At 65.5% G+C, this 19,798-nt stretch carries 16 protein-coding genes; 7 read left to right on the top strand and 9 right to left on the bottom strand.

The window, feature by feature from the left end:
* Position 1: 1 nt before the first annotated feature.
* Positions 2-1,657 (top strand): ribonuclease J, encoded by a 1,656-nt coding sequence (locus QMF81_RS02165; RefSeq protein ID WP_281751597.1) that lies wholly within the window; start codon positions 2-4, stop codon positions 1,655-1,657.
* Between the two features lie 89 nt (positions 1,658-1,746).
* Here the strand turns inward: QMF81_RS02165 and QMF81_RS02170 are convergent, their stop codons facing one another.
* From QMF81_RS02170 to murB, 4 genes are all read right to left on the bottom strand, one after another.
* Positions 1,747-3,102: a TolC family protein gene (locus tag QMF81_RS02170; protein WP_281751599.1), complete on the bottom strand. Its 1,356-nt coding sequence runs from the start codon at positions 3,100-3,102 to the stop codon at positions 1,747-1,749.
* Positions 3,083-4,402, bottom strand: a complete 1,320-nt coding sequence (locus QMF81_RS02175; RefSeq protein ID WP_281751600.1) for an HlyD family type I secretion periplasmic adaptor subunit — start codon at positions 4,400-4,402, stop codon at positions 3,083-3,085. Before QMF81_RS02175 ends, QMF81_RS02170 begins: the two co-directional genes overlap by 20 nt.
* Positions 4,403-4,411: 9 nt before the next feature.
* Positions 4,412-6,082, bottom strand: a complete 1,671-nt coding sequence (locus tag QMF81_RS02180) for a type I secretion system permease/ATPase (RefSeq protein ID WP_281751602.1) — start codon at positions 6,080-6,082, stop codon at positions 4,412-4,414.
* Positions 6,083-6,196: 114 nt separating this feature from the next.
* A complete protein-coding gene (murB, locus tag QMF81_RS02185; RefSeq protein WP_281751604.1) occupies positions 6,197-7,063 on the bottom strand; it encodes a UDP-N-acetylmuramate dehydrogenase in 867 nt (288 codons plus the stop codon).
* A gap of 130 nt (positions 7,064-7,193) precedes the next feature.
* On the opposite strand from murB, the gene QMF81_RS02190 reads away from it, so the two are divergent.
* From QMF81_RS02190 to QMF81_RS02210, 5 genes are read left to right on the top strand one after another with little or no spacing between them, the layout of a single operon-like run.
* Positions 7,194-7,655: an Rrf2 family transcriptional regulator gene (locus QMF81_RS02190; RefSeq protein WP_281751606.1), complete on the top strand. Its 462-nt coding sequence runs from the start codon at positions 7,194-7,196 to the stop codon at positions 7,653-7,655.
* Between the two features lie 20 nt (positions 7,656-7,675).
* Positions 7,676-8,854, top strand: coding sequence for a bifunctional glutamate N-acetyltransferase/amino-acid acetyltransferase ArgJ (gene argJ, locus QMF81_RS02195; RefSeq protein ID WP_281752907.1), 1,179 nt, complete (start codon positions 7,676-7,678; stop codon positions 8,852-8,854).
* Positions 8,835-9,458 (top strand): HD domain-containing protein, encoded by a 624-nt coding sequence (locus tag QMF81_RS02200; RefSeq protein WP_281751608.1) that lies wholly within the window; start codon positions 8,835-8,837, stop codon positions 9,456-9,458. The genes argJ and QMF81_RS02200 overlap by 20 nt, the downstream gene beginning before the upstream one ends.
* Positions 9,445-9,963 carry a hypothetical protein gene (locus QMF81_RS02205; protein WP_281751609.1) on the top strand — a complete coding sequence of 173 codons (519 nt, stop codon included), beginning with the start codon at positions 9,445-9,447 and terminating at the stop codon, positions 9,961-9,963. Before QMF81_RS02200 ends, QMF81_RS02205 begins: the two co-directional genes overlap by 14 nt.
* Before the next feature lie 11 nt (positions 9,964-9,974).
* Positions 9,975-10,463 (top strand): metallophosphoesterase family protein, encoded by a 489-nt coding sequence (locus tag QMF81_RS02210; protein ID WP_281751611.1) that lies wholly within the window; start codon positions 9,975-9,977, stop codon positions 10,461-10,463.
* Positions 10,464-10,533: 70 nt separating this feature from the next.
* Here QMF81_RS02210 and QMF81_RS02215 read toward each other — a convergent pair whose 3' ends face one another.
* Genes QMF81_RS02215 through QMF81_RS02230 form a run of 4 tightly spaced genes read right to left on the bottom strand, consistent with a single transcriptional unit; the run spans position 10,534 to position 16,212 of the window.
* Positions 10,534-12,414, bottom strand: a complete 1,881-nt coding sequence (locus QMF81_RS02215) for a peptidylprolyl isomerase (RefSeq protein ID WP_281751613.1) — start codon at positions 12,412-12,414, stop codon at positions 10,534-10,536.
* Positions 12,407-14,347, bottom strand: a complete 1,941-nt coding sequence (locus tag QMF81_RS02220; protein WP_281751614.1) for an aconitate hydratase — start codon at positions 14,345-14,347, stop codon at positions 12,407-12,409. Before QMF81_RS02220 ends, QMF81_RS02215 begins: the two co-directional genes overlap by 8 nt.
* A 31-nt stretch (positions 14,348-14,378) precedes the next feature.
* A complete protein-coding gene (locus tag QMF81_RS02225; protein WP_281751616.1) occupies positions 14,379-14,639 on the bottom strand; it encodes a hypothetical protein in 261 nt (86 codons plus the stop codon).
* A complete protein-coding gene (locus tag QMF81_RS02230) occupies positions 14,599-16,212 on the bottom strand; it encodes a chorismate mutase (RefSeq protein ID WP_281751618.1) in 1,614 nt (537 codons plus the stop codon). The genes QMF81_RS02225 and QMF81_RS02230 overlap by 41 nt, the downstream gene beginning before the upstream one ends.
* A gap of 176 nt (positions 16,213-16,388) precedes the next feature.
* Between QMF81_RS02230 and QMF81_RS02235 the strand changes: the two genes are divergently transcribed.
* Positions 16,389-17,957, top strand: a complete 1,569-nt coding sequence (locus QMF81_RS02235) for an ATP-binding protein (protein ID WP_281751619.1) — start codon at positions 16,389-16,391, stop codon at positions 17,955-17,957.
* Positions 17,958-18,158: 201 nt separating this feature from the next.
* Here the strand turns inward: QMF81_RS02235 and QMF81_RS02240 are convergent, their stop codons facing one another.
* Entirely contained in the window at positions 18,159-19,796 is a 1,638-nt protein-coding gene (locus QMF81_RS02240; protein WP_281751621.1) for a YcaO-like family protein, read from the bottom strand.
* Positions 19,797-19,798 lie beyond the last annotated feature (2 nt).

Genomic DNA, 19,798 nt, shown 5'->3' on the forward strand with positions numbered 1-19,798 from the left:
CATGGCTGTACCTTCGGTGACCATCACGCCCCTGGGAGGGTTTGGCGAAATCGGCATGAATTGCCTGGTGCTGGAGACGCCACAGAGCATGCTCGTGGTGGATTGCGGACTCATGTTTCCGGACGCCGTGCTCTACGGGGTGGACGTGGTCATCCCGCGTCTGGATTTCATTTTCGAGCGCCGCCACAAGCTGGCCGGCATTGTCCTCACCCACGGTCATGAAGACCATATCGGCGCTTTGCCGTGGCTGCTCCCCGGGCTCTCCCGGCCGCCGGTGTATGGATCTGAGTTCACCTTGCGCCTGGTGCTCAAGAAGCTCCAGGAGCGGGGCCAAGAGCACCTTTGGGACCCTCGGCCGGTGCGCGCTGCAGACCGCGTGGAGGTAGGCGACGTTGCCTGTACGTTCATCGCCGTATGCCATTCCATCGTGGAAGGCTTTGGCTTGGGGCTGGAGACCCCGGCCGGCCGCATGATCCACACCGGGGATTTCAAGCTCGACCCCACGCCGCTCGGCGGCCATACCACGGACCTGGAGGCCTTTGCCCGCTTTGCCCAACCCGGGGTACAGCTCCTTTTGGCCGACTCCACCAATGTGGAGCGCGAGGGGCAATCCCTGTCCGAGCGCGAAATCCAGACGACCCTCGATGAGGTCATCCGCCAGGCCCCCGGCCGGGTGCTAGTGACCCTTTTTTCCAGTCATATCCAACGCATTCAAGAGATTCTCGACATCGCCGCAGCCCAAGGCCGTACCGTGGCATTTACGGGCCGCAGCCTGTCCATCAATATGGAGATCGCCCGGGATTTGGGGCTTTTGCGCATGGATCCGGGTCGGTGCCATCCATTGGAGTTTCTGCCGGCGAGCGCCCGGGACCGGGCCATCATCCTGCTTACCGGCTCCCAGGGCGAGCCCCTTTCCGCCTTGAGCCGCGTGGCCCGGGGCGAGCACCGGCAGCTTGCCATCGAACCCGGGGATTTGGTGATCCTCTCCTCGAGCTTCATCCCCGGCAACACCCGGGCCATCACGCGGGTCATCAACGACCTCTACCGCCTCGGCGCCACGGTGCTGCACGAAAAAATCCAGGCCATCCACGCCTCGGGTCACGCCCACCGCGAGGAGTTGGCCACCATGATCCGTACGGTGCAGCCCAAGTTTTTCATCCCCCTGCATGGCGAATACCGGCATCTGGTCAAGCACGCCCAACTGGCGGTGGAATGTGGTGTTGCGCCGGAACGGGCCTTGGTGCTCGAAGACGGCCACCCGGTGACCTTGATGGCCGATGGGAACATCCGCTTGGAAGATCCGGTGGCGGCGGATTCGGTGCTCGTGGACGGCAAGGGTGTCGGCGACGTGGGCCAGAGTGTGCTCAAGGAGCGGCAGATCTTGGCGGGCGAAGGCATGGTGGTGGCGCTTTTGGTCCAGGACGAGTACGGCACCGTGGTCTTTGGGCCGAGCCTGCAGTCCAAGGGCTTTATTTTTGAGCAGCAATTTGCCCACCTGCTCCAGGACGCCCAATGTCTCATCCTCGACATCGTGGAGTCGGATCCCCGTCAGGACGCCCGCAAGATGGAAGACCGCATCCGCCAATCCCTGCGGCGTTTTTTCCGCAACGTCTTGGATCGCGACCCCATTGTCGTGCCCATCGTGGTGCGGGTGTAGGGGGCGTTGGGTTTTCTCTCGAAGACGGCGGCCCCCTCGAAATCACGCGCGATTCGAGGGGGCCTTTGCCGGCGGTCGCGTGGTAAGGGCTAGTCTTCCGCCACGGAAAAGGAAAAGATCTCGTTGACGTTGAGCACGCCCACGGCTCGCAGCAGGGCAAACTGGGCCTGGAGGTATTCGGCCCGGGCGCGGGCGAGCGAGAGTTCGGCGTTGACCACGCGGGTTTGGGCGTCGAGCACGTCCGTGGCCGTGCCCTCCCCGGTCTTGAAGCGCACTTCCGCCATCTCGAAGGCCTCCTGGGCCGAGGCCATGGATGCCTTGGCCACGTCCATGCGGCTGCGGGCATCCTGCATCTCCAGGAAAAACTGGGTGATCTCCGAGCGCGCCTGGGTGCGGGCCTCGTCGCGTTTGGCGCTCAAGCGGTCCTTGTCATGGCGGGCCTGCTGGACTTCCTGATAGGTCTGGCCGCCGGCGAAGAGGTTCCATTGCACCTGCACCCCGCCGGAGACGTATTGGCGGTTTACCTCTGCCTGGGGATAGTTGTCGTAGTCGATATTCTGGTCCGTGTAGCCGAGATTGAGACTGACCCGCGGCAAGGCGTCGGAGGCGGCGATACGCATGTCTTTGTCCGCCATCTCCACCATGGCCTCCAGGGCGCGGATATCCGGCCGCAGGGCGCTGGCGCGGGCGATGCATTCTTCGCGTGAATAGGGGAATTCTCCCACGAAGTCCGCCAGTTCGCCGGCAAAATGGGCGTTTTCTTCGGTGGAGCGGCCCAAGAGGCTTTGCAGCTTCACCGTGAAGACCCGCTCCTGGTTGCGCGCCTTGGCCAGGTTTTGTTCTGCATCGGCCAGATCCACTTGCGCCTCCAGGACCGCCAGCCACGGCTTTTCCCCCACCTGGAAAAAGGCCTGGGCGGCCTGGAGATGGCCGCGGAGCCGTTCCACCGAAGTGGCGTAGGCCCGGGCCGTGGCCCGGTACCAGAGGATGTTGACGAAGGTCTGACGGATGTCGCTTGCCAGCTCCACTTGGGTTTGGCGCAGCAGGAGTTTTTGGCGGGTGCGCTCGAGCCGCGCCTTGGCCACTTGGTTCACCAACGCGCCGCCGTAAAAGAGCGGCTGGCGCAGATTGATGGTCCAGGTCGTGGTGTGTTGATTGAGGTAGTCGGCGTCGCGCTCCGAGGCTTCGCTGTCGTTGTGGATACGGTTGCGGACATAGGTGGCGTCCACGCGCGGCAAAAGCGCGCCCCAGGCGGCCTTGAGCGCGGCCTCGGCGCGGGCCATGGCCGATTGGGCGGCTTGGATGCCCTGGTTGGCGCGCAGCCCTTCTTCCACCGCCTTTTCCATGGTGAGCGGCGCAGGGGTTTCCTCCGCCCTCAGGGGTGGGGCGGCCAGCAGCGCCACCATCAGGAGTACGCCGAAGAGATTAGTTTTCCCGCATGGCATGACGCAGATTCTCCAGGAGTGGATCGATGAAATAGGCAAGGACCGTGCGTTCCTTGGTGGTGAGGAAGGCGGCCACGGGCATGCCCGGGGAGAGGTAGAGGTTGTGCTTGTCGAGCTCTGCCCGATCCACCTCCACGTGCACCACGTAGGTGGGCATGTCGCCATGCGGGGTGCGGGAGAGCACCCGGTCGGCGGACACGTAGACCACCTTGCCTGGGATCATGGGCGTGGTGCGGGATTTGAAGGCCACGAGCTGCACCTCGGCAGGCTGGCCGACATAGACGTGGGTGATGTCCTGGGTGGGGATTTTGCAGTCGAGGATCAAGGGTTCGTTTTCCGGCACGATCTCCATGAGGGTCTCTCCAGGCCGGATCACCCCTTCCACGGAGTGCACCGCCAGGTTGACCACGGTGCCGTCGATGGGCGCGGTGATGTCCAGGCGGGCCAGGGCGTCTTCCAAGGGCCGCAGGCGTTCGCGCAGCTCGAGGATGCGGGCTTTGGTGTCGGTGAGTTGGGCCGTGGCTTGCTGCACGAATTCGTCTTTTATGGAATTGATGCGCAGCGTCAGCTCCGCGGATTTTTCCCGCAACTGACCTAAAGTGCTCAGGATTTCTCCGCGCCTGCCTTGGTGGGAGGCGAGCATGCGCTCCAGCTCCAGAATGCGGGATTTTTCGATGTAGCGGCCTTCCAAGAGCGTCCGTTTGCCCCGCAGTTCTTCTTCCAGGGAGCGGATGATGGCTTCCGTGGAACGGAGTTGCTCATTGTATCCCTGGATTTGTTCGTTGATTTGCTCGATCTGCGCCTTGATCAGGGCGATTTGGCTCTCCAGGGTGGTGCGCCGGGTCTGGAAGAGCTTGTCTTCGGCCGTAAGGATGGCGGTCACGTTGGGCTCCGCGTTGCGGCGGGTGAGTTCTTCGGGCCAATGGACCTGCTTGGCCAGGGCGCGTTCGGCCTCCAGCCGCGCTTCCGCCGCCAGGTGCACATCGAGCTGGCCGCGCAACAGGTCCACCGAGGATCGGGTCTGTTCCCCCTGCAGGCGGATGAGTACGTCGCCTTTGTGCACGCGGCTGCCATCCTGCACGAGGATCTCTTTGACGATCCCGCCCTCCAGGTGCTGGACGGCCTTGCGGTTGGTGCTCGCACGCACCTCGCCCGAGGCGATGACCGCGCCGGCCAGTTTGAACACCGCGGCCCAGGTGCCGAGCACGCCGAAGAAGAGGAAGATGACGACCAGTCCCGCAGTGATGATGGTCCGCGGGTTGTCTGGGGTGAGGAGGTCGTTCTTTTTTTTGGAAGTCATGAGGCGCTCCTATTGCACGCGCTGCACGCGCACCATGTTGGCCTCGGCCAGTTTCTGGAACACGGCATCCCGCGGGCCGAAGATCAAGAGTTGTCCGTCGCGCAGGAAAAGCACCTTATCCACGTTGGCCAGGAGACTTGCCTTGTGGGTGATGAGGATCACGGTGCTCCCCTGCTCCTTGAGCTGGGCGAGGGCCCGCAGCAATGCCTGTTCGCCTTCTTCGTCCAGGCTGGCATTGGGTTCGTCGAGGATGATGAACTTGGGATTGCCATACATGGCGCGGGCAAGGCCGATGCGTTGGCGTTGGCCTCCCGAGAGGGTCACGCCGCCGGGGCCGATGGGGGTGTCATAGCCTTTGGGCATGCGCAGCACCATCTCGTGGATGCCGGCCTTTTGGGCTGCGGCGATGATCTTGTCCGGGTCCTTGGGCCCGAGGCGGGCGATATTGTCGGCAATGGTCCCGGCAAAGAGTTCCACGTCCTGGGGAAGGTAACCCAGGTGGGGGCCGAGGCGTTCGGCGTCCCAGCTGGCGATATCCGCGCCGTCCAGCCGCACCTTGCCCAAAGAGGGCGGCCAAATGCCGAGGAGCACCTTGGCCAAGGTGGATTTGCCGGCCGCGCTGGGGCCGATGAGCCCCATGGATTCTCCAGGGGCCAAGGCAAAGCTGACGTTATGGAGCAGCGTGCGGCCCCCTACGGCCAGGGAGACGGCTTCGGCCCGCACTTCGCCTTTGGGTTCCGGCAGCTCCATGCGCTCGGGCTCCGGCGGGGCGGAGAAGAGCTTGTCCAGGCGGTGGTAGGCATCTCGGGCCTCGATGAAGTTTTTGAGGGAGCTGATGAGGATGTCGAGCGGCCCCAAGCCCTTGCCCATGAGGATGGAGGAGGCGAACATCACCCCGGCAGTGGCCTGATTGGTGATGGCAAGATAGGCGCCCAGGCCGTACATGGCCATTTGGATGGATTGGCGCAGCATCTTGACGAGGGTTTGCAGCAATCCGGCGCGTTTGCTCGCCCGGGTTTGCAGGGCCACCACCAGGCGGTTCATTTTGTGCCATTGCTCGGCCACGCCAGGGAGCATGCCCATGGACTGGATGGCATGGGAGTTTTGCACCGCCGTGCCGATGAGACGCTGGGCGGCGTTGGCGATGGAATTGGCCTGTTCGATGGGCTTACGGCTCACTTTGTCCGAGAGGATGCTCAGCACGATGGACACCGCGGCCACACTCAGGCCCACCCAGCCGAGGAGGGGATGGAGCACGAACACCAAGGCGAGGTAGATGGGCGACCAGGGCATGTCGAAGATGGCGAAGATGCTCGTGCCCGTGAGGAAGTTGCGGATGGTGTTCACATCGCGCAGCCCCACGGCATATTGGTCGCTTCCCGGGGCCGCGGCTTGCTTGATCATGGTGCGCAGCACATCCGGGCTCAAGGTGTCGTCGATGGCGATACTCGCCCGCACCAAGAGGCGTGAACGGATGAACTCCAGCGCGCCTTGGGTGATGAGGGCCAGTACCGCGGCAATGGATACTGCCACCAAGGTCGGCACGCTGCGGCTTTGGAGCACGTGGTCGAAAAGCGAGAGCATGTACAGGGGAAAGGTGAGGGCAAGGAGATTCAAGAAGAAACTGAAGATGGCCCCAAAGATGAAATACTGGCGCCACAAGGCAAGGAACCGTTTCATACGCAGTTTTCCTGGTTACGGGGGATGCGCGGCTTTCCGCCACAAGAAAAGTCCGCTGTCCGAATAGTGCCGGCGGGCTTGGGTGTAAACCCCGGCAGGGGCGATTGGTGGAAATTAAAAAAGCTGGCTCTCGGTGCAGAGTCGCTGTTCGAGCTCCAGGTGCACGCCAAAGCGCTCGGCGACAGTGGTGCGGCAGATCTCCATGAGGGCGAGGACGTCGGCGCAACTGGCGCCACCGATATTGACAATGAATCCCGCGTGCTTGGGCGAGACTTGCGCGCCACCCACCCGCGCCCCTTTGAGGCCGGCAGCGTCCACCAGGCGCGAGGCAAAGTCTCCGGGCGGGCGTTTGAAGACACTGCCGGCGGAGGGAAATTCCAGAGGCTGGCTGTGCTTGCGGCGGGTAAGGATCTGACGGCGCTGGCCCTGGAGCGTGGCGGGATCGCCCGGCACCAGGCGCCAGCGCGCCGCCAGCACGATGGCGCCTGCAAGTCCGCTCGCGGCGCGGTAGCCAAAGCCACAGGCGGCGCGTGGCATGGTGCGTACGGCGCCGTCTGGGGTGAGCACGGTGACGGATTCCAGGCAGTCGCTCACTTCCGCGCCGTAGGCCCCGGCATTCATGACCACGGCCCCGCCGACGCTGCCGGGGATCCCCGAGAGTTTTTCCAGGCCGCCAAGCCCGCGGCGCACCGTGGCCGCTACCAACCGGTCCAGCCATACCCCGGCTTCGGCCACCACCTCCGTGCCGCGGACCTCCCAGCGCTGCAATCCCCGGGTGGAAAGCAGGGGGAAGGGCAGGTGAGCGTCGCCAAAAAGGGTATTGGCCCCGCCGCCCAGCACCCAAAAGGGCCGGCCCTCCCGGCGCAAGCGGGAGGCGGTTTCCACGAACTCGTCGATGGTCTCGGGCTCGAACACTTCGGCGGTGCCGCCGATGCGGTAGGTACACAGGCACTTGAGATTGGCTGCGGAAAAATGGCGCATGCCGCTGTGTAGTGCGGATGGGGTAGAGGAGGCAAGCAGCGGGGGGCACGGCCGCGGGAAGAGTCTGGGAGCGCGTCGTTGCGTCTCCATTGGCCCTTGCCGGGAGCACGGATTTTTGCCAAGAGAAGGCATGCGTATTTCTGCCCGTACTCGGTATGCCACTCGGATTTTGCTGGATTTAGCGGAACATGCCGTCAATGCGCCTTCTCCGGTGTCGGATGTGGCGGATCGCACGGGGATCAGTCCCCAATTCATTGAACAGATTATGAAGGCGTTGCGCCGCTGCGGCTTGGTGGTGAGCCGGCGCGGGGTGGCGGGCGGCTACGCCTTGGCGGCGGATCCGGCATCCATCTCCCTCGGGACCATCGTGCGCTGCACGGAAGAATTCCAGGACCTCGCCCCGTGCGTGGACGAATCCGAGCGCTGCCACCGCGCTCAAGGCTGCCGGACGCGGCAGGCGTGGCAGCGGGTCTCTCAGGTGCTTTTTGCGGAACTGGACGCCATCTCGCTCCAGGAATTGCTCTCGGGGGAGGTGCAGCGATGCGCTGGGGCCACAGGTCCTCTGGATGGCGACGGCGAGGAAACTGCATGAATTCTGATGGAGGAGACGTGGTGACCGAACTTCCTCAGGGATTTCGGCTGGGGGCTGCGGCGTGCGGCTTCCGGCGACCGGATCGTTTGGATCTTGCGGTAGTCGTGGCGGACGCCCCGGCGGTTGCCGCAGGGGTCTTTACCACCAATCGGTTTCAGGCCGCCCCGGTGTGTATCGCCCGGGAACACCTGGCGGCCAATCCCCAGGGCATCCGGGCCATCCTCGTCAATTCGGGACAGGCCAATGCCTGCACGGGTGAAGAGGGCTTGCGCCGCTGCCGCGCCACCCTGGACCTTTTGGCCGCTGCCGGCATCGCCCCCCACGAGGTCTTGCCCGCCTCCACGGGGGTCATCGGCGAGCAGCTGCCGCTGGAGCGTTGGCCCGCCGGGGTGGCCATGGCCTTGGAGCGTCTTGGCCAGGTGCCCTTGGTGGACGCTGCCCGGGCCATCATGACCACGGATACCTTTCCCAAGGTGGCCACGGCCGGGATCACCGTGGAGGGCCGCAGCATCCGCCTGGCGGGCATGGCCAAGGGCGCGGGGATGATCTGCCCGCAAATGGCCACCATGCTGGGGTTCATCCTCTGTGACGCTCAAGTGGAGCCCGCCTGGTGGCAGGCTGCCCTGCGCCGGGCGGTGGACGCGAGTTTCAACGCCATCACCGTGGATGGCGATACGAGCACCAATGACTGTGTGCTGGCCTTGGCGAGCGGCGCCAGCGGCCCGCTGTCGGAGCGCGCCTTGCCGGAACTCGAGGCCGCTTTGCTGGACGTATGCCAGGAGCTGGCCTTCCAGATCGTGCAGGACGCCGAAGGCGGCACCAAGGTGCTGCGCATCCGGGTCTTTGGGGCGGCAGACCCCGCGGACGCCCAGCGTGTCGCCCGGGCGGTGGGGAATTCCCCTTTGGTGAAGACCGCCCTCTACGGCCGTGACCCCAATTGGGGGCGCATCGTGGCTGCGGTGGGCCGCAGCGGCGCCCAATTTGAGGCCCACCGCGTGCGCGTGGACTTGGCGGGACACACCGTCTTTGCCGCAGGGCTGCCGGTGCCTGCGGATTGGGATGGGCTTTTGGCTTCGGCCCTGCGGCGCGACGAGGTGACTATCGACATCCATTTGGGGGCAGGGGAGGCCGGTTGCGAGCTTTTGGCCTCTGACCTGACCGAGGAGTATATTCGGATCAATGCGCGCTACCGAACCTGAAGCCACGGGCCGGGTGGTTTCCTCCTGGGACCGTTTGGCGGATTTCATCTTCGAGCTGGGCATGCTGCGCAAGACGCCGCGCACCGGCTATCAGTTTTTGGGCTCCGGCGCGGAGAACGTGGCGGAGCACTCCTTCCGCACCGCCATGATCGGCATGCTCCTTGCCCGGCAGGCGGGCGCGGACGTGGGCCGCACGGTGCTGCTTTGCCTGTTCCACGACGTGCACGAGGCGCGGGTGGGGGATTTCAACTACGTCAACCGTCTCTACAACACCACGGATGCCGAAGCCGCCTTGCGGGACGCCCTTGCCGGCACCGGGCTGGAGGCGGAAGGCCTCGGCCTGTGGCGGGAACTGGACGCCGCCGTCACCCTCGAGGCGCGTCTGGCCCACGATGCGGACCAGCTCGATTTCATCGCCAATCTCAAAGAGGAGCAGGACCGGGGCAACCCCTACGCGGAGAAGTGGCTCTCCCACGCCATCCCCCGGCTGCGCACCGAAGTGGGCCGGGCCATGGCGCAGGCCATTGTGGCCGCGGATCACACCCGCTGGTGGTTTGCCGGTCCGGACGCCTCCTGGTGGCGCCGGGGCAATGGCCGGCACTAGGCGGCTTTGGGGCCTGTGTGGCCTGTTGTCCGTGCTGGTGCATCTTGCGCCGTTGGTGCCCCAGGCCGCGGCCCTATGGCAGGGGGATGTCCCGAACGTCGCGCTCTCGCGTTCGTCTTGGCGGGAGGCCTTGGCCGGGGCGGCTCGTTCCCGCCGGCGCGTGGTGCTCTCGGACGTGATCTTGGTGGCGCCATCGGTGCATCTCTTGCGGGTGGCCACCAGTCGTCCGGAAGTGCAAACCGAGCGGCTGCGCGCCATCCAGCGGGCCATTCGCCTTGCCTGGGACGATGCCGAGGTCTCGGTCCCTGGGCGCGCCTTGGTGAGTCTGCGCGTGGGCGAAGATGGCCGTATCCACGAATATGTGATCCAGCGCCTGGCAGGCGACGAAAGTTTTGAGCGGTTTGTGGTGGCGTTTGTGCGCACTCTGCTCCACGCCTCGGCCGCCGCAACCCCTGGGGCGCCGCTCTGGGTGGAATGTGAATTCGTGGTGGAGCCGCCACGATAAGGAGCGCGTCCATGCGTATCGCAGTGCTGTCGGACACCCATCTGATGGAGCCGGATGCCGCGCTGCTTACGGTATTCCGCCGCTATCTGGAGCCTGCGGACATGGTGCTCCATTTGGGCGACGCCGTGGGCGAGGCCGTGTGGGCCATGCTGAACGCCCATCCCTGCTTTGCGGCCGTGGCTGGCAATTGTGATCATCCGGCGCTGCAGGCGAGTCTGCCGCGCCTGCGGCGGGTGGAGGCCGCGGGATGGGTGCTGGGCATGGCCCACGGCTGGGGGCCGCGCTCCCAAGTAGGCGCGACCGTAGCCGCGCAATTTCCCGACGCCGCCATCGTCCTCTATGGGCACACCCACAAGCGCCATTGGGAGCGCCTGCCCGATGGCCGCTGGCTCCTCAACCCGGGGTCGCTCCTGTGGCCACGGGACGACGGCCCGGGCGGGCTCGCCATCGTCCATCTCGGCGCGGGAGATCCGCAGGTGCAGTGGGTGGATGTGCGCTGAACTCGTTGGATGAAAAAACGCCCCAGGAGCCATGCTTCTGGGGCGTTTGTACGGCGTTGTCGGTGTCCGCTTAGGACTTGGACGGGGAGATGAGCTCCGGGATGAGGATCTCGATGCGGGCCTTGTCCCACAGCTCCTTGAGATGGGCCTGGAACACCTGCTCTGCGGCTTGGTCGCGCAGGGATTGGGTCCACTGGTTGCGTACCGCTTCCCAGGCCGCTTCGTCCGGGGGGTGCACTGCGCGTACCCGAGCGAGCACGAAGGCATCGCCCACGGGATAGATCTCGGGGAGCCAGGCGCCGGGTTCGGCATGCAACAGTTGCGTCCCCAGGGCAGCACTGACGCCGATACCGGCAAGCTGCCCCTGGCGGTTGACCCCGCTGAGCGACCGCAGTTGGGCCGTTGGGTCGAGCTGGGGCAGCGCCTTGAGCGCCGCCTCGGCCTTGGCCTTGGCGGCCGCCAGTTGGCGCTCCTGGGCGAGGCGCTGGCGGATTTCTTCTTGGGTCTCTTCCACGGTGCGGGTGCGGGCCGGGATGTCCTCTACCTTGGTGGCGAGGAGATAGCCATCCGGCAGCAGGATGGGGGCCTTGGTGGTCGTGCCTGGGGCAAGGAGCATGAGGGCCTTCACGTCCTGGGGCTTGAGGGAAATCCCCAGAGGACCGTTCGCCTCGGTGAAGGGCGTGGGCTCCTGCACGGCAATCCCGAGGGCCGAGGCCACGGCGCTGACGTCTTCGCCGCGGGCGATGCGCTCCAAGGCCAGATCCAGGGTATCGCCCAACGTTTCCGCGGCCTGGTCGCGGGCCAGCTGCCTGCGGATGTCGCTGGCCACCTGTTCCAGGGGCTTTTGCCGGGCGGGGCGTTTTTCCTCCACGAAGATGAGGTGCAGGCCGAAGGGCGTGCGCACGATGTCGCTGACTTGCCCCACCGGCAGGGAAAAGGCGGCCTGTTCGAATTCCGGAACCATGCGGCCGCGCTCGAACCAGCCGAGATCCCCTCCTTGTGCCGCGCTGCTATCCTGGGAGTGGGCCTTGGCCTCGGCGGCAAAGGAGGCGGCGTCGTGGATACGCGCGCGGATGGCCGTAAGCTCGGCGCGGGCCGCGGCTTCGTCGGTGGCGTTGGCGTCCGGAGGGAGCAGGCGCAGGATGTGCCGGGCGCGCACGGCCTCGGGCTCGCGGAACTGGTCGCCGTGGGCCTCGTAGAAGGCGCGCACCGCCTCGTCCGAGACGGCCTCGGGTTTGGCGATGGTGTCCGCTGTGATGTGCAGAAGACGCACCCGTGCCTTGGCCGGTTCCTGGAACTCCTCGGGGTGGGCGGCGTGGTAGGCGGCGATGTCTTCCGGGGTGACGGTCGCGGTTTCATTGGAGGCGGCACAAACCAGCACGTCCAGGTCCGCGGTGCGCTCGAGCACCATGAAGAGGTCCTTGGCCTGGGCCTCGGAGAGCTTGCCGGCGCCGATGAGGGCGGTGCGCAGCTTGTCCACCACGAGGTCCTTGCGGAAGTCCTCTTCGAAGAGGGCGGGGGTCAGTCCTTGGGCCTGGAGGGCGCGGCGGTAGCGATCCGGGGAGAATTGACCGTTTTCCTGAAAGGCGGAAATCTTGTGCACTGCGGCGGCGAGTTCGCTGTCAGTCACGAACAGTCCGAGTTTTTTGGCTTCTTGCACAAGGAGCGTGGAGCCCACCATCTGCCGAAAGACCTGGTCTCGGAGGTTCAGGGCGTCCAAGATCTCGCTGGAGATGCCCGGGTTTTGGGCGCGCAGACGGTCCATAGTGCTCTGCACGGCCCGCTGGAAGCTCTGCACCGAGATGGGCTCTTCGTTGACCAGGGCCACGGCGCCGCGTCGGCCCTGATCCATGCGGCTGATGCCAAAGGCCAGCACGAAGACCACGATGATCATGGCGAACATGATCTTGATGCCCCAGGAGCGCGCTCCTTGGCGAAGGATATCAAGCATGGGCGTCCTCGTGGCGTTTTTTGGCGTTGACCCAATTGAGCAGGCCCCCGGCGCGGATCACGGCGATGTCTTGGGCCGTGAGGTCGTGGCGGAGCTCCACGGTTTTTCCGGAATCGGTGCGTGCGGCAAGCGGCGCGCCTGGGGCGAGGGTCGTGGTGTCCAGGCGCAGGCGTTCGCCCTGGGCCAGGGTATCGTAGTCCGCGGCATTGGCCAAAGTCAGCGGCAGGATGCCGAAGTTGATGAGATTGGCCTTGTGGATGCGGGCAAAGGACTTGGCGATGACCGCACGCACCCCCAGATAGCGCGGGGCCAGGGCGGCGTGTTCGCGGCTGGAGCCTTGGCCGTAGTTCTCGCCCCCCAGGATGCAGCCTTGGCCGGCGGCCTTGGCCCGGGCCACGAATTCGCCGTCCACGCGGGCGAACACATGTTCACTGATGGCCGGAATGTTGGAGCGCAGGGCGGTGATGGCCGCACCGGCGGGCATGATGTGGTCGGTGGTGATGTTGTCCCCGGTCTTGAGCAGGATGGGCAGATCCAGGCACTCGGGCAGGGCGTCGAAGGGCGGCAAGGGCACGATGTTGGGGCCGCGCTCCACAGTGACGCTGGCGCCGTCTTCCGGCGGAAAGAGGAAGAGGTGGCGGATGGAGGGAATGGTCTCTGGCAGTCGCGGGGGCGTGATTTCCGCCTTCCAGGTGGCGGGATCGGTAAATCGGCCTTCCCGGGCGCAGAAGGCGGCGGTGATGGGGCTTGCCAGGTACACCTGGGCGTCCTGGGTGCCGCTTCGGCCTTCGAAGTTGCGGTTGAAGGTGCGCACGCTCACCCCGCCGCTGACAGGTGATCCCCCCATGCCGATGCACGGGCCGCAGGTGCACTCCAGGAGGCGACCGCCGGCATCGAGCATGGGATCCAGGAGCCCTTCGGCCACGAGCATCTTGAGCACCGCCTTGGAGCCCGGGGAGATGAGGAGGTCCGTGGACGGCGCCACGCGGTGGCCGCGCAGGATTTCCGCCACGGCCTTGAGGTCCGCGTAGGACGAGTTGGTGCAGGAGCCGATGGCCACCTGGTCCACGGCCAGGCCATGGAGCTCGGCCACGGGCACCACCCGGTCCGGCATGTGGGGTGCGGCGGCGAGGGGGACCAGGGCGGAGAGGTCGATATGGATTTCCTCGTCGTAGACGGCGTCCGGGTCTGCGGCAAGGGGCGTGAAGTCCGCCTCGCGTCCTGTGGCGCGCAAAAAGGCCAGGGTCTGTTCGTCGCTGGGGAAGAGGGACGTGGTGGCCCCCAGTTCCGCGCCCATGTTGGTGATGGTGGCGCGTTCCGGGACAGTCAGTGTGGCCACGCCGGGACCGGCGTATTCGAAGATGATCCCGACTCCACCCTTGACCGTGCGCTGCCGCAACAACTCCAAGATCACGTCCTTGGCCGAGGCAAAGCCGGTGAGTCTGCCGGTGAGCCATACCCGGCACACCTTGGGCATCGTCAGGGTGTACGGCTCCCCGGCCATGGCCAGGGCCACGGACAAGCCGCCAGCACCCATGGCCAGCGCCCCCATGCCGCCTGCGGTGGGGGTGTGGGAGTCGGAGCCGATGAGGGTGGTCCCAGGCTTGGCGAAGTTTTCCAGGTGGAGCTGGTGGCAAATGCCGGTACCGGGAGGCGAAAACACGATGCCGTAGCGGGCGGCCACGGTGCGCAGGTAGCGGTGGTCGTCAGGGTTGCGGAAGCCCATCTGCAGGGTGTTGTGATCGACATAGCTCACGGAGAGCTGCGTACGCACCCGGTCGAGCCCCATGGCTTCCCATTGGAGATAGGCCATGGTACCGGTGGCGTCCTGCGTGAGGGTTTGGTCGATGGCGAGGGCGATTTCCGCCCCTGGCGTGAGCTCGCCGGAGACGAGATGACTGGCGATGATTTTGTGGGCAAGACTTTGTGGCATGGAGGCTCCTTGCTATGGAAAAAAACGGGCCTTAGGCCCATTGGCTGTGCAGCAGACGGATTTTGTTGCGCCGAAAGAGGATCTCCGTATCCAGGCGGAGTTTTTCCTGCTGGAGGGTAAAGATCTCCGCCGCGTGGGAGAGCGTGGGATCTGCGGCCTCGGCGTCGCGGAGCTCGCGGATACGGGAGAGCAATTGGGTTTGCTCGTGTTCGAAGGCAGCGATTTCTCGTTCCAATTGGACGATGGTGGTGTCAGGATTGGATGCGGATGCGTTTGCGTTGAGGTTGTTCATGAACGGTGGCCGGTTCCTGTGGTTGGGAAAGAAAGAGTTGGGGTTCGGGAAGGTTCATGTAGATCTTCCAGAACCAGGGCCATACGGACGAGACGTTGTCCGCGCCGGAGAGGCAAAATCCCGGGCGGGTGAAGGAGGCCAGGGCCGCCGCCAGGGTCCAGAAGGGGTCCGGGCTTTGCCAGGTCCCTTCCGGGGCGCGGCCATGCACTGGTAGGTTGAGGTGCAGTGAACTCTCCGTTCGCTCAAAATCCACCCCCAGGGCCGTGAGGAGTTCGGCGCCGGTGTCGAGCAGTTCTTCCTGGGGTAGGCGCAGGGTGCTTGGACCCTTGAGGCCCAAGGTAAGGGCGAGGATGAGCGGAAAATATTCCGGGCAGGACGAGAGATCGGCATCAAGCGCCACGGGCGGTTCGGTCATGGTGGCGGTGATATGGCCTTCTGTGGCTTCCAGGCGCAGGCCGAGTTCCTCAAGGATGTCCAGGGCGCTCTGCAGGTGCGGGTGATGCGGCGGCCAGGTGCCGCGAAGTCGTGCGGTGCCGCCATGGAAAAAGGGAAAGGCCAACACATGGAGCGAAAGGAGCGGGTCCATGGGGACGTCTGCGTGGCGGAGTCCCAGGCGTACTGGTCCGGGCGGAACCACGATGGTGGCGTCGTGGAATTGGATCTCAGGGATCAGCTCCTGGAGGAATCCAATGCCTTTGCGCAGCAGCGGGCTGGTTTTGTACCCCGGCTCTATATGGATGACGAGGCCCTTGGGATACGTGGTGGCCGCCACCGCCAGGGCCAGGATGAACTTCTTGGAAAAGCCCGGGGGGATGGTGACGCTGTCGGGAAGTTGGCCGCTGGCTTCCAGGCGGGCGGGCAGCCCGGTGCTGTGGGGTTCGATGGTGGTGAGCCGCGCTCCGAGCGTGGGGAGAAAGTCCTGGATGGGGCGCAGGTCGTGCACCTTGAGGCGGGTGGAGCCGGTGAACTTGACCTTGGTGATCCGGCCAAGGCTGAGGCAGAGCAGCAGGTACAGGTGGAACTTCCCTTGGCCTGCATAGATGATGGTGTTGTCCGCGCTCCACGAAGGCACCGGTGTGCTGGAGTAGGACTCTGCCTCTGCGGTGAGGTTGAGTCCAAATTGCCGCAGGGCGTTCATGAGCTCCAAGGAGAGGTCCGTGCCTTGGAAGGGCGCAACGGTGACGGGTTCGGCGTTGACCGCGGCAAGGATCATGAGGATGCTCGCCAGAATCTGGTCGCGCGGGGCGTCCAGGTCGATGCGTACCGGCTTGCGGCGGGGATACAGGCAGAGGGAGTCCGTGCCGCCGTCTTTTTCCGCCCGGGCGTAGGCCAAGGTATTGGTCAGGTGGAAAAGACGGCGGGCGAGCTGCGGGTCGAGATTGTCTTTGGCGCTGGCCAGCCGCCAGGTATTCCAGAGGGTCTTTTCTTGCTGGGCATCGGTGATCCCGACTCCTTTGGCGCGGCGGCTTTGGGCGGCCTTGGCCAAAAGCCGGGTGCGTTGGGCGAGGAGGGTCAGGAGTTTTTCGTCAATACGAGCGATTTCCTGCGTCAAGGAGAGGGGTTTGTCTGCCATGGTCTGCCGCCGGGGAAAGAGGTGGATCTGTCCGGAAACGCGAGGAACGATACCCGAATTCTCTGTGCCAAGCAAGGCTTGCAGCCTCTCCCCGGTCACAAAGGCGGAGGTGTTTTGACTTCCCATGCCCCCGTGGGTACACAACAAACGTCTCCCTTTCCGGCATGGAGGTTTCCATGGAGCGCAAGAAACTACCCATCGGCATCCAGACCTTTGCCAAGATCCGCCAGGAAAACTGCTATTACGTGGACAAAACGCCGTTCGTGGCGCGTCTGGCCGAGGACGGCGGCTACTACTTCCTCTCCCGGCCGCGGCGCTTCGGCAAATCCCTGTTCCTCGACACCTTGGCCGAAGCCTTTGCCGGCAACCGCGCGCTTTTTTCCGGCCTCTATCTGGAAAATCACTGGAATTGGGAGAAGCGCCATCCGGTGATCCGGCTCTCCTTTGCCGAGGGGCGGCTTGAGCGCCGCGAAGAGCTTGATCGCAGCATCCGCCGCCAACTGCACGAACATGCGCAGCGATTCGGCATGACGCTTTGCGACCCGGAGGACATCCCGGGGAGCTTCGGCGAGCTCATCACTGGCGCAGCCGAGCGTTTGGGCGAGCGCACCGTGGTGCTCATCGACGAGTACGACAAACCCATTCTCGACAATCTCACCGATCCGGACACGGCGCGGGCCATGCGCGAGGGCCTGCGCAATCTCTACTCGGTGCTCAAGGGCCGGGATGCGGACCTGCGCTTCGTGTTTCTCACCGGGGTCTCCAAGTTCAGCAAGGTGAGTCTCTTTTCCGGGCTCAACAACCTCTATGATCTCACCTTGGATGCCTCGGTGGCCACCATCTGCGGCTATACGGAAGCGGACCTGGACACGGTCTTTGCCCCGGAGTTCGCCGCAGCCGCCCAAGACGGCCAGCCCCTTTCCCGGGATGCCGTGCGCGCCTGGTACAACGGCTACCGCTGGGGAAGCGAAGAGAGTGTCTACAACCCGTTCGATGTGCTGCTGCTCCTGCGCCAACGGGAATTTCGCGCCTGGTGGTTCGAGACCGCCACCCCCACGTTTCTCGTGGAGTGGCTCACGCGCCATCAGTTCTTCACCCCGCGTCTCGAGCGCCTGTACGCCGACGACGCCCTGCTTTCGGCCTTTGACGTGGAGGCCATCGCCCCTGAGGCCCTGCTTTGGCAGACGGGCTACGTCACCATCACCCGCGTGCACCGCAGCGAAGACGGGGTGGAGTACGAGCTGGGTCTTCCCAACCGCGAGGTGCGCATGGCCCTCAACCGCGCCCTGGTGCGGGGCTTGGTGCCCGAGCTTCCGCACGCCCCGAGCTTTGCCCTCACCACCATGCTCAAGGAGGGCGACGCCCACGGCCTGGGCGAGCACATGCGCAGCCTCTTTGCCGGCATTCCCGCGGACTGGTACCGCAAAAACCCCATGGCCCGGTACGAAGGTTATTTTGCCAGCGTGTTCTATAGCCACCTGGCGGGCCTTGGGGTGATGACCATCCCGGAGCGCGTCTGCACCCCGGGGCGGTTGGACCTGGTGGTCATCGCCGGGGCAGTGGTGTGGATCTTCGAGTTCAAGGTCATCGACGGCGACACCCCCACGGGCGAGGCCCTACGCCAGATCCAGGAAAAGGGCTACGCCGCGGCCTACCGGGGTAAGGCGGCAGGAGCGCGGGTCGTGGAAGTGGGGGTGGAATTCAGCACGGCCAAACGCCAGATCGTGGGCTGGGAGGTGGCATAGGCGGCACGAACGAAGCCGCCCCTTTGGTTCCGAGGGCCTTGTATTTGGCGGAAATTGTTCCTCCCGCCTGCCCACGAAGCGCCCTTGCTGGGCGGATGTGGCTTTTCGTGGTGCAGCCCACAAGGCGGTCTCCTGGCAGGAGGCGCTGGATATGCCCCTCGGTATGCCGAGGCGGGGTGCTGCTGGTGGCGGACCAGGACGCTAGTGCTGCATGCGCCGTACGGCCGCAGCCGCCAGGCGAGGGCTGATGCGGGAGAATTCGTCCAGGTCTGTGGCGGTCTCCAGGCCGGGGATGATGGTCCGCACCACGGGGATGCCCACGCTCTGTTGGGTGAGGTCGGCGTAGATGGGGCACAGGCCTTGGTCCGCCAGCAGGGCCTCCACGAGCATGCGGTCGCCGGCGGCAGAGCCGGTGGACAGATCCGGGAGCTCCTCGAGCACGCGCTCCGGGAACTCCTCCGGCCACTGCCCCGAGGCCGGACCTTGGGGGAAGGGAAAAGGGACCTCGGTGATGGCCGCCAGGGCCGCAGCCTTGGCGCAAAGGTTCGCGGCCGTGGCCTTGACGAAACCACCGTGGGGCAGGGGGACCCAAGCGCGCATGCAGGGGACGCCGAACTCGGTGGTGATGTCTTCGAGCACCAGGGCAATGCCTTGGGCGGCGTAGGCGTCCAAGAGCCTTTGGATTTCGGGGTCGCGGCTTTGGGGACGGAAGGCGCGGGAGGCATCCCAAGGGGAGACGGTCTCGGCGTCGCGCTCGAGCACTTCCAGGAGTCCGGCGAGACAGGCCTCGTCCACGCTGGATCCCGATGCCAGGCCGGTGGACCCCAACGCGCCGAAGAGTTTGGGCTCGTCGAGATTGGCAAAGAGATACACGCATTGCACCGGCACCCAGATGGGCGCGCCGTAGGCTGTGGTGGCGGTCATCCAGGCCATGGGGGCGTCGGGCGCCGGGGCCTCCAAACAGAGCTGGTTGGGATCCACGGCACGGTCGCCCAGTTCGCACGCCCGGGCGGTACGAATTTCGCCGCCGTGGATACGCCCCGTGATGCGGCCGCCGCGGATGTCGGCAAAGGACGAGACCCGTTCCACGATCTCCATGGCCAAGGACACTCGGGCCGCCTCCAGGTGCAGACCACGGCCATAGCTCGTCATGGTCCCGGAGAGGCGATAGGCGAGGCGCCCGTGTTCCACGGTGCGGTCCAGACGCCAACAGCGGGTCAGCCCCCAGGGCGCCAGCGAGGCCCCGTGGCGCATCTCCGGGCCGGCGAGGACGCCGAGGCCGTAGAGGACCTCCATGGCGCGGGAGAGCACGTGCGCCAGGGGCGGCCTGGAGGCGGCTGGCGGCAGGGAAAGTCCGGCCCGTACCGTGTGGGCATCGGTGGGTCGCAGGGGCTTGGGGGTGGTGGGAAGGGGCGGCAGCCCGTCGGGCAAGGAGGCGGCCTCGAACACCGCCGCCCCCAAGGCGAGACTCCAGGCGCGGTGGATTTGGGCGTCGGCCAGGGTGCGGGAGCGCAGGAACACGAGGGGGGTGGCTGCGGCAAGCTCGGGAAGGCGCGGGTGCTCGAGGAGGTCGGTGAGGTGCTCCACATCCGGATGCAGGAGCACGGTCTCCAGCGCCAGGGCCGCCAGGGTGGGGTCGGCATGGTCGGCGAGGGCGCGCACGCTCTCTTCCCCCGCCTGCGCGAGCAGACGCCGTGCTTCGGCGCGCAGGAAGGCGTCCGTGGGCGTGGTCTGTACCATCTCCAGGATGGTGGGGAGGTCCACAGGAGGCGTAAGCTTGGGCGTGAAAAAGGCCACGCCCAGGTGGCTATGCTGGTGGGCCAGGGTGTAGTGGCGCATAC

It is taken from the genome of Thermodesulfomicrobium sp. WS, assembly GCF_027925145.1.
Taxonomy (GTDB): Bacteria; Desulfobacterota; Desulfovibrionia; order Desulfovibrionales; family Desulfomicrobiaceae; genus Thermodesulfomicrobium.